Origin of the sequence: Pseudomonas sp. (assembly GCF_037994325.1) — a bacterium.
GTDB lineage: Bacteria > Pseudomonadota > Gammaproteobacteria > Pseudomonadales > Pseudomonadaceae > Aquipseudomonas.
This window is the reverse complement of the sequence record NZ_JBBNAH010000452.1, coordinates 1-14,158: the sequence shown is the minus strand read 5'-3', so window position 1 is coordinate 14,158 and position 14,158 is coordinate 1. Positions and strand designations below refer to the sequence as shown.

Sequence of the window (14,158 nt, the reverse complement as noted above, 5' to 3'; positions counted from 1 at the left end):
CAGCAACAGCGCGCCGCACACCAGTAAAAACACACAGAACAGCGACCTTAACACTCGCTCTGGCAAGGCATGGGCCATGCGCACACCCCAGCTGATACTGAGCAAGCCGCCGACCGCTAAGGGAATGCCCATGGCCCAGTTCACATGGTTGTGCACGGCGTAGGTCACCAGGGTGATGCCGGTGGACGGCGCCGCCAGCGCCAGGGCCAGACCTTGCGCCACCACCTGGCTGGCGCCAAACAGGCTAGTCAGCAATGGCGTTGCCACCACCCCGCCGCCCACGCCAAACAAGCCGCCGGTAATACCCGACAACGCACCCAATAACCACAGGCGATTTTCGTGCTGCAGCTGAGTGCCGCCGGGAGATTTCAGCCAGAACATTTGCCCGAGGTTAAACAACACCAGCACCAGCAAAAAACCGACAAAGGCGATACGCATCACCTGTGGGTCCAGCCGTACCGCGAACAGCGAGGTCAGCCAAGCCAGGCAAAAGCTCGGCACAATCAGCATCAGGGCATTGCGCAGCACAATGCGGTTGCGCTGGTTATAGCGCCAAAGCGCCAGCAGCACGTTGGGCAACACCATCAACAGCGCCGTGCCTTGGGCCAGTTGCTGATCGAGGTTAAATAACACGCCCAAAATCGGGATGGTGACCAGGCCGCCACCAATGCCAAACAGCCCACCCAAGGTGCCCATGGCCATACCGAGAACAACGTACATCGCGATATCTAGCACCGCACCTTCCTCCACGCACAAAGGCTGCGAGTATACCTGGCAAGGCTCAAGGGCGCGGGTTAGACATCAGCCGTGCTCAATCCGAGATTCTGGGTCCCCGCCTGCGCGGGGACGACGGGGCGAGTTGCCGCGCAGGCGGGGATCCAGAAAACACACGCCGATCAATCATCGCGGGTCAGTACTTCCAGCAACTCAATCTCAAAGCGCAAATTGGCATGGGGCGGCACCCGCGAGCCCATGCCGCGTTCGGCGTAGGCCAGGTGCGCGGGAACAATGAGTTTGCGTGTGCCACCGACCCGCATGCCCATAAGGCCAATATCCCAGCCCTTAATTACGCGGCCGGTGCCAATCACACATTGGAACGGTTTGCCGCGCTCAAACGAGGAATCGAAAGGCGTGCCGTCGTCGAGAAAACCGCGGTACTGGGTGGTGATCAACGCGCCTTTCACCACGGTTTTGCCGTCGCCGGTGATCACGTCTTCTATCTGCAACTCTTCGCTCACTACTCACTCCGTAGGGGGTACAGGTGCGCATTCGGGCGCTCAGCAGCCCGTTCGCGTTGGCCAAATAAAAAGGCCCAACAGTTTACCTGCTGGGCCTGGAGGTATGCGCCACGCGTTTTTACACGAAAGGCTGACTGCCAAAACCACGGGGCAAACGATTGTGCCCAGGCAAGGCGGCCAACTGCTCACGCCAAGCGGCGCGCCAGTCGAGGGAATTGTGGGTGGCTTTTGCTTTGCGCGCGGCACGTCGGGCAGAGTTGCGTGCCTCTTTACGTGCGGTTTTGAACGCCTCGGTGTTGCGACAGGTACGGCATTTCACCCGGGCAAGTTCAGTGCTGGAAGCAAGGTGACTGTCACGGCCACAGGCGAGGTGACCAGCTGTTTTGTAATGAATAGTGGCGGTAGCCATAAGGTATCTCCTTTTAATAGAAGTGCCTGGCACGACGGCCAGGCACCTCTACGCAGGACGCATCGCTTACAGAAGGATCGCGAGCAGAATGATGATCGGGATTGGAACGCCGAGTAACCAGAGCAGAATGGCGGGCATGTTGTTCTCCTTGTTTGCGGGGTCGGGTTAACGAACGGGGCGGTTCAACGCTTCGCCGGTGCGACGGTCGTCGATGATCACGACGGCGTCACGCTGACGGCCACCGTAAATGGCGGTGAACGCAGCAACAAAGGCACCAATCAGCAGCGCGACAAACATCCACAAGGTGGCGTGGGCAGCGGCTTTTTTCGCAGCCTCGGCAGCGGTTTTCAGGTCAACCACGGCCTGATGCGCTTCGCCGTACACCTTGTCGACACGGGCTTGGGCATCGGCCGCACTCAGGTCGGTACGCTGGGCTACCAGTTGCGCCAGATAGGCACGGTCGTCAGCATTCAGCGCGCCGCTATCTGAGGCCAGGTTACGGGCGAAGATACGCGCGGCCACTTCATGGGCAGCGTCCTGGGTTACCGGAGCACCACGGTCGTCACGGAACAGGGTGTCGATAAAGTAGGTGTCGCTCGAGTTATCGGCGACGTTCGCGGTGGCTGGGCTAGTGCTCAGGGTGGCGCCCACTTGCGCGGTGCCGCTGATCAAGCTGCTCACCGAACCGACTACCAGGGTAGCGGTTAGCAAGGTCGCGACGCCCCAGGCCAGGAAGCCGTGGGCGGTATCGCGAAAATACACTTCGTCACCGTGCAGCGTCGCCCAGCGCTTACGCAAACGACCGGCCAGATAACCGCCCACGGCGGCTGCAACCAGCTGAGTAAACGCCAGCCAGACGATGGCTGAGATGCCCAGACCTTCCGCGCTGATGCCTTTATCGGCCCATGGCGAAACGGCGGCAAAACCCAGGCCCGAGCCCAGCAACAAAAGAATCAGAGACAACGCCGCGGCAGCGACGGCCCCTGCGAAAACCGCCGCCCAGGAAACCCCGGAGGCGGTAGACGATTCATCCACGGCAGCTACATAAGCATCAGAATTCAGCATTATTGTTTTCCTCACCCTGTGAGTTTGATAACCCCCGAGGTTTTTCCTGGGGCTTATAAAACTAGAGAGTGAGGTGCGGCGTTCGGTTCAGGCTTTTTTGCAATGCGCCGCTACGCTCTGCCACACGCCCACCGTTGCCTGCGCCGTTACCAGCCCAGGCCTTTGAACAGTGCAGGCACCTGGTCCAAGGTGGCCACGGTGGCGTCCGGGCGATAGTCGGCGAGCAATTGCCGCCCCGTGCCACGGTCAACCCATACGCAGCGAAAGCCCATATCGCGGGCGGCGGCGTGGTCCAGATGGGGGCTGGCGCAAATGTGCACCACCTCATCACGACTCACCCCCAATTGCTCATGGGCATAGTTGAATAAGCGTGGGTTTGGCTTGTAGGCGCCGGCCTGTTGCGCGGTGATTACCCGGTCGATATGGCCGCCCAGTTGCGCCACATTGCCAGCAATAATGTCGTCGTCGGTGTTGGAGACAATGCAGATGTTAAAGCCCATGGCCTTGAGTTCAGCCAAGGTGCTTGGCACCTCAGGAAACGGCGGCATCGTCGAGATACTGTCGGCCAATAACTCGCCATCGGCCGGGCTAGATGGCAAGCCCAATTGCTCCATCGCCAAGCGCAAGCCTTCACGGGTTACCTGGCGGAAAGAGCGATGCGGCGGAGTTTGTTCCAGGGCGTGTTCGTGGTGGTCGTACACCTCAATAAACCGCTGCGGCCGTACCTGATGAGCGGCACGGTTAGCCAACATTTTTTCAATGGCCGCCAGCAGGCCTTCGTCCCACTGAATCAAGGTGCCGTAGCAATCAAAGGTCAGCCACAGCGGCCGTGGAGTGTGTTCGAGGGACATGGCGATGCTCCAGGTTTTGTCGTCGTAGGGAGCAGGATAGGAGCGCTTCTTCTCAGTGTTAAATTAAATTACCCTCTACTACTCAGTGCCAACGCAAATAAGCAGGTGACACGCCGTGCTCGACCTTGAACTGTTAAAAACCCTGGTCTGCGTCGTGGATGAAGGCAGCTTTACCCGCGCCGGCGAACGCGTGCATCGCACCCAATCCACCGTTAGCCAACAGGTGCGGCGCCTGGAAGAAAGCGTCGGCCATTGCCTGCTGTTGCGTGATCGCAGCGGCAACCAAGTCACGCCAACGACCCAGGGCGAACTGCTGGCGCACTATGCGCGGCGCTTGTTAAGCCTGTGCCAGGAAGCCGAAGAAGCCCTGGCCAGCGAAGGCACACTGCTACCGCTGCGCTTGGGCGTGCCGGAAGATTTTGATACGCAACGGATGACCGCGCTGCTCGCCGGTTTTACCCACGCACGCCCCGAGGCGCGGCTGGAAACCGTCAGCGGTATGAGCCTGGATTTGCAGCAAAAGCTGGCCAGCGGCGAGCTGGATATCGCCCTGATCAAACGCGAACCGGGCAGCGGCGAAGCGCTCGCCAGTTGGCCGGAAACCTTGGCTTGGGTGAAGGGCAAAGACGTAACGCTTAACGAGCAACCGCTGCCGCTGGCGCTGTTTCCCCAGGGCTGCATTTATCGCCAGCGGGCCATTCGCGGTTTGGACAAAGCCAAACGGCAATGGCGTATCGCCTTTGGCAGCCACAGCTTGAGCGGTATTCAGGCAGCGGTGGCGTCGGGGTTGGGTATTTCGGTATTGCCAACGGCTGCAGTCCTGGCCGAACACAGCCTGTGCGAAGGCTTGCCGGCGTTGCCGCCCAGTGAGTTGGCGCTGGTCAGTGGCGGCGGTGTGGTGACCGCCTTGCAGAAGGAATTATTGGCCTTGTTACACGAGCAAGTGATGGCGGGTTAAGCGTCGGGCAACGTCTCGGCGCCCTCGCCCAGGCGCCGCTGCATCAATACCGTATCGACCCAGCGGCCGTGCTTGAACCCCACCGACTCAAACACCCCCACCAGGCGAAAGCCCATACGCGTATGCAGGGCAATGGAGCCGGCGTTTTCACTGTTGCCGATGACCGCCACCATCTGCCGACGGCCATTAACGATGCAACGCTCAATCACCTCAGCCAACAGCGCCTGGCCAATGCCGCGCCCGCCCATACCGTCGCGCACGTACACCGAATCTTCCACGGTATTGCTGTATGCCGGACGCGGCCGGTACAGCGTGGCATAGCCGTAGCCGACCACTTCACCGTTGAGCTCGGCGACCAGGTAAGGCAAAGCATTGCTCAGCACATCGGCTCGGCGGCGCAGCAGTTCTTCCAGGGTCGGCGGCTCCAGCTCAAAGCTGGCGATACCGGTGAGCACATGCTCGGCGTAGATGGCTTGCACCGTGGGCATGTCACTGTCGCGAGCATCGCGAACCAGTAGTGCGTCACTCATAAACGGCTAGGTCTCTGTTAACTCGCCTTGGTACGCACGCTAAGCGCGGCTCAGGCAGGAATGGTCAGGCCTTTGATCACGGCCGGGCGCTGGAGAAAGGTTTCCAGCACGCGGGTGACCTCAGGGAAGTTATTGATGCCGACCAGATCGCCGGCTTCATAGAAGCCAATCAGGTTGCGAATCCAGGGAAAGGTGGCGATATCGGCAATGCTGTACTCGCTGCCCATAATCCACTCGCGGCCCTGCAAACGTTGGTCGAGTACGCCAAGCAGGCGTTTGCTTTCAGCTACGTAGCGGTCACGCGGGCGCTTGTCTTCGTAGTCTTTGCCGGCAAATTTATTGAAGAAACCCAGCTGGCCAAACATCGGCCCAACCCCGCCCATTTGCCACATCAGCCACTGAATGGTCTGGTAGCGGCCAGCGGCATCCTTGGGAATAAAAGCGTCAGCTTTATCGGCCAGGTAGAGCAAAATCGCGCCCGATTCGAACAACTCCAGAGGCTTACCGTCGGGGCCGTTAGGGTCGATGATCGCGGGAATCTTGTTGTTTGGATTGAGCGAGAGAAACTCCGGCGACAGCTGGTCGTTCTGCTCGAAACGCACTTTGTGCGCTTCGTAAGCCAGGCCGGTTTCTTCCAACAGAATCGACACTTTCACGCCATTGGGGGTTGGCAATGAGTACAGCTGAATGCGCTCAGGGTGCTGCGCTGGCCATTTAGCGCTAATCGGGAACGCGGACAAGTCAGGCATGCGGTGCTCCTTACTGCTGGGGTTCACGACCAGGCGCTCAGGCAGCCATGGTCAACGGAAATTGCAGGGTAAAACAGGTGCCGGCTTCGGGCGTTGAGGTCACGCTCAAGGTGCCTTGGTGTGCCTTGGCGATATGGGCACAGATATACAAACCCAGGCCCAGGCCTTCACGCGGCTGGCCGCCGCGGCCCCGGGTGAAGGGCTGGAAAATCAACGGCAGGTCTTCAGCAGGAATACACGGACCTTGGTTGCGCACCGCCAGGGTAAAGGTCTCCCCCTGCACACCTACGCTGACGTTGATGCCCTGCTCGGGGTCGCCATGGGTGATGGCGTTGGCCAGCAGGTTGGTCAGCAATTGGCCGATGCGCGCACGGTCGCAGTTCACCGCGTGCGGTAAATCGATAACCACACGGATGGGCTCGCCGCGTTTACCGGCCTGGGACTCGGCCACCACCTGATGCAGCCAGTGAGCAAAATCCGCGTGCGGCTCCAGCGCCAGCTTTACCCCTTCGCCCAATTGGCCACGGGCAAAATCCAGCACGTCTTCAATCAGCCCGCCCATGCGTGCGGCGCTGCTTTGGATCAGCTTGGCCAAACGCCGCGCGGCATCGTCCAGGGGTTTCTGTTCCAGCAGGTCGGCAGCCAAGCGCACGGCATTGAGCGGGGTACGCAGGTCGTGGCCAAGCACGGCGATAAATTGTTCACGCAGGTGCGCCGTTTCCCGCTCGCTTTGCAGCGCACGGTCGCTGTGCTGCAAGCGTTCGTGCAGGTCGAGGTTGCTGGCAATCAACTGCGCCAACAGGCCGAGGGTTTGGCTGATCACCTCGGCATCCAATGTGCTGGGCAGCGGGTCAAGGGCGCAAAGGGTGCCGTAGAACTCGCCGTTGCTGCGCAGAATGGGGATCGACACATAGCTTTCGAAACCGTATTGCAGCGGCGTATGGTGGGTGGCGAAGACGGGGTGTTGGCTGGCGTGGCCGAAAATCACCGGCTGGCGGTGCTGGCGAATTTCATTGCAGATGGTCGACTCCAGCACCAGCTCATCGCCGGGGCGCAAGCCAAAGTCGATCAAATCGTGTACCGCGCAGGCCATCCAGTGGCTGTCGGTTACCCGCGCCACCGCGGCAAAACGCAGGCCCGTGGTACGAATTACCACCTGGAGAATTTCCGGCACGGCGTTGATCGCCTCAATGGCGTCGATTTCCGCTTGTGTATCAATGCCGACCATGGGCGCTCCAGAAAAATGCTAGCGGCGCAGATTAAGCTTTTTCCGCCGAGCTCGTCATGGCGTTTTCTGCCTCGCCGATGAAGCGGAACACCATGGCTTTTAAGCCGCCATGTTCATGCACATCGGCAAACTCCGGCGGGTTAGCCAGGCGCTCTTCGAAGTGCAGCGAGGGTGCGTGTTCAGCCATGCCAGCAATAAGAAAGTCGGGGCCGATATGCGGGTCGTTAACGCAGGCTAGCACCAGGCCATTGGCGTTAAGCAGGTCGGGCAAACGGCGCAGGATTTTGCTGTAGTCCTGGGTCAGGGCAAAACTGCCCTTCTGAAAGGTTGGTGGGTCGATGATGATCAGGTCGTACGGCGCATAACGCTTGACCGCACTCCAGGACTTAAACAGCTCATGGCCCAAAAAACTCACTTGGCTGAGGTCTTGGCCGTTCAGGCGGTGGTTGTCACGGCCACGGTTAAGCGCACCTTTGGCCATATCCAGATTCACCACCTGGCTGGCGCCGCCAGCCATCGCGGCCACGGAAAAACCGCAGGTGTAGGCAAACAGATTAAGCACCCGCTTGCCCGGAGCCTGGCTCTGCACCCAACGGCGACCGTAGCGCATATCGAGAAACAGACCAGTGTTTTGCTTTTGCCCCAGGTCGAGCTGAAAGCGCAGGCCGTCTTCACTCACCAGCCATTCATGGCGTGGCTCGCCCACGATCCATTCAGCGCGGCTACGCTCAGTGGAGCCTGGCGTGCTGTAGCGGTGTTGCAGCAGCAGACTGTGAGCCTTTGCCGCCGCCCATTCGGGGGTCTGTGCCAGGCTGGTAAGCAAGCCCTGTAATTGGTTTAACTCGGCGTCTTCGGGTTGTTTGAACAGGCACACCAGTACCACACCCTGCAACCAGTCGACGGTGACCTCCTCAAGCCCTGGCCAGCGCAGGCCACGACCGTGAAACAGGCGGCGGGCATGGCTTAAATCGCCAGACAATTCGGCGAGCAGGTGTTGCTGAAGGGAAGCAAGGGCTTGGTTAGGCATAACGGCTTATCGCTGATCAGGAACGGCGCAGTGTAAACGCAAAGGCCAGCGAGCCGCGTGCCTGCTCATGTTCCAGACGGTGTTGACGATAACCCGCAATACAGAGGTAGCGCAGGCGGAGCCGGCGGCGGTCCTCACTAACAACAATGAGGTGTTCACCATGCTGTTACGTCGTTTGAAGATCGCACCACGGGCAATCTTCAGTTTTTCTCTGGTTGCGCTGTTAGTGGTACTGCTGGGGTTGTTTGCCCTTGGCAAAATGAAGCATATCCGCGCGACCACGGTTGATCTCAACGAAAACAGCATGCCCAGCTATGCGGCATTGGGCACCATCAACGAAAAAATGCTGCGCCTGCGCATTATCGCCTTCCGCTTTATCGTCGAGCGTGAAGGCAGCCAATTGCAGGCCGTGATCAGCCGTGAAAAAGAGTTGATCGAGCAACTGCACCAAGCCCAGAGCACCTACGAACCGCTGATCAGCCCGGGCAAAGAGCAAGAGCAGTACAAAGCCTTTAAAGCCCTGCTGGACAACTACTACCAAGCCAACGCCAAACTCGCCCAGCTCTCCAGTGAGAACAAAGTCGACGAGATGAAAGCCTTCCTGGCCGGTGAATATAAAACCTACTCCGATGGCCTTGGCACCCAGTTGGAAACGCTGATGGAGATCAACCGCCAATCGGCTGCCGAAGAAGCCAAGCAGTCGGCCATTGATTACGACGACGCGGTAATGGTGATCATCGCCTTTATCCTGATCGCCGCCGCGCTGACCGCTATCTTGGCCGTGCTACTGACCCGCAGCATTGTCACGCCGTTAAACGAAGCCATGGACGTTGCCGCTACCGTGGCCAGCGGCAATCTCTCCAAGTCTATTCAGGTCAGTGGCACCGACGAGCCGGCGCTGCTATTGGGGTCGCTGCGCACCATGCAGCAAAGCCTCAAAGACACCATCCAGCTGATTGCCCAGTCCTCCGACCAGCTCGCCTCCGCTGCCGAAGAGCTCAATGCCGTAACCGAAGACTCCAGCCGCGGCCTGCACCAGCAAAACCAGGAAATTGAACAGGCCGCCACTGCAGTCAACGAGATGACCACGGCGGTCGATGAAGTGGCGCGCAATGCCGTCGCCACCTCAGAAGCCTCCAACGCCTCGGACCGCACCGCCCGCCTGGGTCAGGAGCAAGTAAACAAGACCGTCAATTCCATCAGCGACCTGGCCGGCGATGTGTCGAGCACGGCTGAGCATGTGGAACAACTGGCCACCAAAGTGCGCGATATCAGCAAGGTACTCGACGTGATCCGCTCGATTGCCGAACAGACCAACCTGCTGGCCCTGAACGCCGCCATCGAAGCCGCCCGCGCAGGCGATGCCGGCCGTGGTTTTGCCGTGGTAGCCGACGAAGTGCGCGCCTTGGCCCACCGTACCCAGCAGTCGACGCAAGAAATCGAGCAGATGATCAGCGGTATTCAGCAAGGCACCGACCAAGCCACAAATGCCATGCAGACCAGCACCCAACGCGCCAACAGTACGCTGGAGTTGGCTCGCGCGGCGGGTGCGGCGCTCGCCGAGATCACCGAAGCCATTAGCCATATCACCGAACGTAACCTGGTCATCGCCAGCGCCTCGGAAGAACAAGCGCAGGTAGCCCGCGAAGTGGACCGCAACCTGGTGAACATTCGCGACCTGGCTCAACAAACCTCGGCAGGCGCCCATGAAACCAGCGCAGCAAGCCAGGACTTGTCGCGTTTAGCCGTGGACCTCAATACCCTGGTAAACCGCTTCACCCTGTAAAGCGGTGCGGTGTTTACCCCAACACTTGCCGCGCTCGCGCCCACAACGCGACGCGGCCGGTATAGCCATTCAGGCCGCCATTAATGCGCAGGGTGATCAGGCGAAAATCGCCAGCGTCGGCCAGGCTATTGAGCCCATGCGCTGACCAGTACCAGGCGGCCGACAGACTGGCGTACTTGGGCTGTAGCAATAGCTCGGGATGATTTTCCAGGTCAGCCTTTAATGCCGCACCCGCTTGCTGATAATTACTGCGCCCCGTCAGTTGAATCAGCCCCCTGCCCCGATAGCGCCAACCATCCCCCGACTCCGGCGGCCCATTACCTAAGCGGTTGGCATACACCGAGTTGGCAATGGCCTCCGGCTGGCCGCCGAGTGCTAACGCAAGGCTATTAGGTTGGCCGTCTGCACCCTGAAACCGATTGGGCCACAGCGCGGCTAAATGCGCCGCGGTGAAATCAAGCACCTCGACCAGGTGAGTGAAGTTCGCGCTTTCGTAACCCACCTGCGCAATAAAGGCGGCGATCCGCTGCGGCGTATCAATCTGATAGGTCTGCAGGGCGTTATTCAGGGCATCGACCCAGGCTGCCGCAACAAAGGGATCGTCGGGGAAAATCTGCGAAAGCTGTTCCTCGGTAATGTTCATCAGCGCGCCCTTAGCAGTACTTGTCGAGCAACGCAGCCAAGATGGCGGTGGTTTCCACATCCAGCACGCCGTCGTAGTTGCTCGGCCGGTAGTGCATCTGAAAGGCTCGAAATAACGCTTTCATGCCCTCGGCAGTAGCTGCCGCAGAGACGTCGTAGCCGTAGCGCCCCAATTGCTGCACGACACTGCGCGGATCGACGCCCGCCAGGCCGTACTGCTGTGAAAAACGCGCCTTGGTCGCCTCGTCATACCAAGGCCCCACACCCGCCTCGGCGAGCAGCTTCCAGGGGAACAGCGGGCCTGGGTCATTCTTGCGGGTGGGAGCAATGTCCGAATGGCCCACCACATTGATGGGTTCGATGCTGGGGTAACGCTGCAAAATATCCAGCGCCAGGTTTTTAACCGCCTCGATTTGCTGATTATCAAACGGGGTAAAAACCAATTGCCCGTCGGCCTCATGGGCGCAGTTGACGATTTCAATGCCAATGGCCGTGTCATTCAAATTGCCCCGCCCACGCCAAGCGCTGACGCCCGCATGCCAGGCGCGGTCAGCTTCATCCACCAGATTGAATACCCGCACGCCGCTAAAGCCAGCCTGCAAATAACTGGCATCGTTGGGATCCGGAACCAGGTAATGGGCGCTGACCCGAAGGCCAGTGAGCGCTTGTGTGGAAGCGGCAAAATCACCCGCGGTGTAATGCATCACCAAAAACCGGATACGGCTATCGAAACCTTGTTTGGAGCGATAGGTCGTGGCGTCAATATTCATGCAAATCTCCGCGCCTTCAGGTTGCGTGCTCACGTCAGTACGCTGCTTGCGACAACAGGCAAATTGCTTGAGGAATAATTTATGCACCCGCCTTTTGACGCAGGGCATCCAACGCGGCAGAGCTGTTGGCGATAAGTCCGTTATAAACTTCAGCATTAGCGGAGTATTGCTGCGGTGTAATCTTATCGGCTTCAAGTTGCGCAAGAAGGTCTTCGACCTTTGCCGTGAACGCCGCTATCTGATCTTCATAGAGTTTGGTCAGTTCAAACTTGGCCTGCGCCTGCGCCTCACCAGCGGAATACTTCACCTCATAAATATAGAGATACTGGTAAATTTCTTCATTATTTATAAAGTTAGTCGGCTTGTAGGAATCGCACACGACGGTGGCAAATAAGTGCATACCATTGCCCAATGGCTCACTTTTATAAGAAGCGTTAAAGGATACGGAGCTGGAACTGCCAAAACTTTCAATAATACCGCTCAGCACCTCGAAACATTTGCCGGCGACATACACTTCAAGATGGCGCAAATCAGCGATCGCCTTGCCCAGCTCTGCCACGCCGTTAACATCGACACCAGAGGGCTGCGTGCTGCTATCACCAAATACCGCTTTAGCGATGGCGTCGATGATATTTTTGACATTCGCTAAAGACCAATCGGACGCCTGCATAAAATCCGAATTCTTTCCGGAGACAAGGTCAGTTCTGTCGTAGCCGTTTTCGCTGTAGTAGGCATTGATATCGGCCAACATAGCGTCGCTATAACGCTTCGCCTTTTCCTGCAACTCTGCTTCCACATTTCTGATATAGGCCCGATATGCATCGTCTTTGGACTGCATATCGGCAATTGATGGTGAATGCCCCATAGAGAAACTCCTTTTATTGGTAAATACCCAAGCTATTAACAGCAAGGCTTGATCAACGCGTTTAACTAAAAAGAAATTAATCAGGGGAAGGCGGGCGAATATATCGCTTGCATCTGAAGAGCAGCTAAGAGACTTCCCAACAACTGATCAGGTGGCAAAAAAAAGGGCAGCTCAATCGGGGGAGCTGCCCAGGGGTGGCCGGAAATCGGGGAAGGCTCCGGCCAGGAGAGGACGCCAAGGATACTGTATGCATATACAGCCATGCAAATCTATTTATCTACTCGCTACGCCGCCTGACCTCGCCAGGGTTCCGACGAAGAGGCCGCCGGCCGAGTAAAAACACGGCTATGCAATTGATTACTCTCAATAAAAACTGCAGATCTGAAGACAGCTCTCGGTGTTTTAAGACGCTCCACCCGTATCAAAGCCAACGCTGAGTGTTCTGTAAGCGACAAAATAGAACATAAAAGCGCCCGCGCTATGAAAAAACGTAAAAAAATGCACCAATACAGCGCAGAGCAATCTGCTGGGAAAAACCTGAGAGGGTGGTCAGCCGCATCAGCACGCGGCTTTGCGCGATTTGGCACGGATGCTGCCATTGCATTGACGCGCAACCTGATTGTTGCACCGATAACAACCAAATCTGCCTTCTCAGTGTTATGCACGGACCGCCAAGGAGCTGCCCACCATGAAACGCCGCCCGTTCCTGAAAGCCACCCTCGCCGCCAGCACCCTGCTGCTCAGCGGCCTGTTCCCTTACACCTTGCAAGCTGCCGAGACCATCAAGGTCGGCATCTTGCATTCGCTGTCCGGCACCATGGCCATCTCGGAAACTTCGCTCAAAGACATGGCGCTGATGACCATCGACGAGATCAACGCCAAAGGTGGCGTGCTCGGCAAAAAGCTCGAGCCGGTGGTCGTCGACCCAGCCTCGAACTGGCCGTTATTCGCGGAAAAAGCCCGCCAGTTGCTGACCCAAGACAAAGTGGCCGTGACCTTTGGTTGCTGGACCTCGGTGTCGCGCAAATCGGTGCTGCCGGTTTACGAAGAACTGAACGGCCTGCTGTTCTACCCCGTGCAATACGAAGGCGAAGAAATGTCGCCGAACGTGTTCTACACCGGCGCCGCGCCAAACCAGCAGGCCATTCCGGCGGTTGAATACCTGATGAGCGAAGACGGTGGCGCGGCCAAGCGCTTCTTCCTGCTCGGCACCGACTACGTGTACCCACGCACCACCAACAAAATTCTGCGCTCGTTCCTGCATAGCAAAGGTGTAGCCGACAAGGACATCGAAGAGGTCTACACCCCGTTCGGCCATAGCGATTACCAAACCATCGTGGCCAACATCAAAAAATTCGCCGCCGGTGGCAAAACTGCGGTGATCTCCACTGTAAACGGCGACTCCAACGTACCGTTCTACAAAGAGCTGGGTAACCAAGGCATCGAAGCCACCGAAACCCCGGTTGTGGCGTTCTCGGTTGGTGAAGAAGAACTGCGCGGCATCGACACCAAACCACTGGTGGGCCAATTGGCCGCGTGGAACTACTTCCAGTCGGTGGATAACCCCACCAACAAGAAATTCGTCGACAGCTGGAAGGCCTACGCCAAAGCCAAAAACCTGCCGAACTACCAAACCGCTGTAACCAACGACCCGATGGAAGCCACCTACGTGGGCATCAATATGTGGGCGCAGGCGGTTAACAAGGCCGGCACCACCGATGTCGACAAAGTGCGTGAAGCCATGGCGGGCCAGGAATTCGTTTCGCCAGACGGCTACACCATGGTCATGGACAAAACCAACCACCACCTGCACAAGCCGGTGATGATTGGTGAAGTGCAAGACAACGGTCAGTTCAACGTGGTGTGGCAGACCGAAGGCCCGGTGCGTGCGCAGCCGTGGAGTCCGTACATTCCGGGCAACGACAAAAAGCCGGATTACGCGGTTAAGTCGAAGTAAGGCGTTAGGGGCTAAAAGGCCCCTCACCCTAACCCTCTCCCGCAAGCGGGAGAGGGGACTGATCGGTGTGCGGGCTTAAATCC

The 14,158-nt window shown here is 58.3% G+C and carries 15 protein-coding genes; 3 read left to right on the top strand and 12 right to left on the bottom strand.

The genetic code is table 11. The features are described from left to right. The 5 genes from AAAB16_RS15230 to AAAB16_RS15210 all read right to left on the bottom strand — a co-directional run. A partial coding sequence (locus AAAB16_RS15230) for a sulfite exporter TauE/SafE family protein (RefSeq protein WP_340664079.1) occupies positions 1-735 on the bottom strand: 735 nt, incomplete at its 3' end. 161 nt (positions 736-896) lie between these two features. Further along, positions 897-1,238: an FKBP-type peptidyl-prolyl cis-trans isomerase gene (locus AAAB16_RS15225; RefSeq protein WP_340664078.1), complete on the bottom strand. Its 342-nt coding sequence runs from the start codon at positions 1,236-1,238 to the stop codon at positions 897-899. A 118-nt stretch (positions 1,239-1,356) separates the two neighbouring features. Next, on the bottom strand, positions 1,357-1,647 hold the full coding sequence (locus AAAB16_RS15220; RefSeq protein WP_340664077.1) for a hypothetical protein: 291 nt from the start codon (positions 1,645-1,647) through the stop codon (positions 1,357-1,359). Between the two features lie 165 nt (positions 1,648-1,812). Next, positions 1,813-2,712 carry a hypothetical protein gene (locus AAAB16_RS15215; protein ID WP_340664076.1) on the bottom strand — a complete coding sequence of 300 codons (900 nt, stop codon included), beginning with the start codon at positions 2,710-2,712 and terminating at the stop codon, positions 1,813-1,815. Positions 2,713-2,858: 146 nt separating this feature from the next. Beyond that, complete coding sequence (locus AAAB16_RS15210) at positions 2,859-3,563, bottom strand: haloacid dehalogenase type II (protein WP_340664075.1); 705 nt, start codon at positions 3,561-3,563, stop codon at positions 2,859-2,861. Between the two features lie 115 nt (positions 3,564-3,678). Between AAAB16_RS15210 and AAAB16_RS15205 the strand changes: the two genes are divergently transcribed. Then, positions 3,679-4,521: a LysR substrate-binding domain-containing protein gene (locus AAAB16_RS15205; protein WP_340664074.1), complete on the top strand. Its 843-nt coding sequence runs from the start codon at positions 3,679-3,681 to the stop codon at positions 4,519-4,521. Here AAAB16_RS15205 and AAAB16_RS15200 read toward each other — a convergent pair. Genes AAAB16_RS15200 through AAAB16_RS15185 form a run of 4 tightly spaced genes read right to left on the bottom strand, consistent with a single transcriptional unit; the run spans position 4,518 to position 8,055 of the window. Further along, positions 4,518-5,051, bottom strand: a complete 534-nt coding sequence (locus AAAB16_RS15200; protein ID WP_340664073.1) for an N-acetyltransferase family protein — start codon at positions 5,049-5,051, stop codon at positions 4,518-4,520. The genes AAAB16_RS15205 and AAAB16_RS15200 overlap by 4 nt on opposite strands. Positions 5,052-5,101: 50 nt before the next feature. Beyond that, positions 5,102-5,800, bottom strand: a complete 699-nt coding sequence (locus AAAB16_RS15195; protein ID WP_340664072.1) for a glutathione S-transferase N-terminal domain-containing protein — start codon at positions 5,798-5,800, stop codon at positions 5,102-5,104. Between the two features lie 37 nt (positions 5,801-5,837). Next, positions 5,838-7,028 (bottom strand): GAF domain-containing sensor histidine kinase, encoded by a 1,191-nt coding sequence (locus tag AAAB16_RS15190; RefSeq protein WP_340664071.1) that lies wholly within the window; start codon positions 7,026-7,028, stop codon positions 5,838-5,840. Positions 7,029-7,059: 31 nt separating this feature from the next. Further along, positions 7,060-8,055: a class I SAM-dependent methyltransferase gene (locus AAAB16_RS15185; RefSeq protein ID WP_340664070.1), complete on the bottom strand. Its 996-nt coding sequence runs from the start codon at positions 8,053-8,055 to the stop codon at positions 7,060-7,062. 160 nt (positions 8,056-8,215) lie between these two features. Here AAAB16_RS15185 and AAAB16_RS15180 point away from each other — a divergent pair, with 160 nt between their 5' ends. After that, positions 8,216-9,841 (top strand): methyl-accepting chemotaxis protein, encoded by a 1,626-nt coding sequence (locus tag AAAB16_RS15180; protein WP_340664069.1) that lies wholly within the window; start codon positions 8,216-8,218, stop codon positions 9,839-9,841. A 13-nt stretch (positions 9,842-9,854) separates the two neighbouring features. On the opposite strand, the gene AAAB16_RS15175 is transcribed toward AAAB16_RS15180, so the two are convergent. The 3 genes from AAAB16_RS15175 to AAAB16_RS15165 all read right to left on the bottom strand — a co-directional run bounded on the left by AAAB16_RS15175 (position 9,855) and on the right by AAAB16_RS15165 (position 12,118). Further along, entirely contained in the window at positions 9,855-10,484 is a 630-nt protein-coding gene (locus AAAB16_RS15175; protein WP_340664068.1) for a glycoside hydrolase family 19 protein, read from the bottom strand. 10 nt (positions 10,485-10,494) lie between these two features. Continuing rightward, positions 10,495-11,253: an N-acetylmuramoyl-L-alanine amidase gene (locus AAAB16_RS15170; protein ID WP_340664067.1), complete on the bottom strand. Its 759-nt coding sequence runs from the start codon at positions 11,251-11,253 to the stop codon at positions 10,495-10,497. Positions 11,254-11,332: 79 nt separating this feature from the next. Beyond that, positions 11,333-12,118 (bottom strand): hypothetical protein, encoded by a 786-nt coding sequence (locus AAAB16_RS15165; protein WP_340664066.1) that lies wholly within the window; start codon positions 12,116-12,118, stop codon positions 11,333-11,335. A 688-nt stretch (positions 12,119-12,806) separates the two neighbouring features. Between AAAB16_RS15165 and urtA the strand changes: the two genes are divergently transcribed. Further along, a complete protein-coding gene (gene urtA / locus AAAB16_RS15160) occupies positions 12,807-14,075 on the top strand; it encodes an urea ABC transporter substrate-binding protein (protein WP_340664065.1) in 1,269 nt (422 codons plus the stop codon). The last annotated feature ends 83 nt before the right edge of the window (positions 14,076-14,158 follow it).

Bases quoted from the DNA above. Each gene is read 5' to 3' on its own strand.
- AAAB16_RS15220 (WP_340664077.1), bottom strand. From the start codon at position 1,647: ATGGCTACCGCCACTATTCATTACAAAACAGCTGGTCACCTCGCCTGT.
- AAAB16_RS15215 (WP_340664076.1), bottom strand. From the start codon at position 2,712: ATGCTGAATTCTGATGCTTATGTAGCTGCCGTGGATGAATCGTCTACC.
- AAAB16_RS15210 (WP_340664075.1), bottom strand. From the start codon at position 3,563: ATGTCCCTCGAACACACTCCACGGCCGCTGTGGCTGACCTTTGATTGC.
- AAAB16_RS15200 (WP_340664073.1), bottom strand. From the start codon at position 5,051: ATGAGTGACGCACTACTGGTTCGCGATGCTCGCGACAGTGACATGCCC.
- AAAB16_RS15195 (WP_340664072.1), bottom strand. From the start codon at position 5,800: ATGCCTGACTTGTCCGCGTTCCCGATTAGCGCTAAATGGCCAGCGCAG.
- AAAB16_RS15190 (WP_340664071.1), bottom strand. From the start codon at position 7,028: ATGGTCGGCATTGATACACAAGCGGAAATCGACGCCATTGAGGCGATC.
- AAAB16_RS15185 (WP_340664070.1), bottom strand. From the start codon at position 8,055: ATGCCTAACCAAGCCCTTGCTTCCCTTCAGCAACACCTGCTCGCCGAA.
- AAAB16_RS15180 (WP_340664069.1), top strand. From the start codon at position 8,216: ATGCTGTTACGTCGTTTGAAGATCGCACCACGGGCAATCTTCAGTTTT.
- AAAB16_RS15175 (WP_340664068.1), bottom strand. From the start codon at position 10,484: ATGAACATTACCGAGGAACAGCTTTCGCAGATTTTCCCCGACGATCCC.
- AAAB16_RS15170 (WP_340664067.1), bottom strand. From the start codon at position 11,253: ATGAATATTGACGCCACGACCTATCGCTCCAAACAAGGTTTCGATAGC.
- AAAB16_RS15165 (WP_340664066.1), bottom strand. From the start codon at position 12,118: ATGGGGCATTCACCATCAATTGCCGATATGCAGTCCAAAGACGATGCA.
- urtA (WP_340664065.1), top strand. From the start codon at position 12,807: ATGAAACGCCGCCCGTTCCTGAAAGCCACCCTCGCCGCCAGCACCCTG.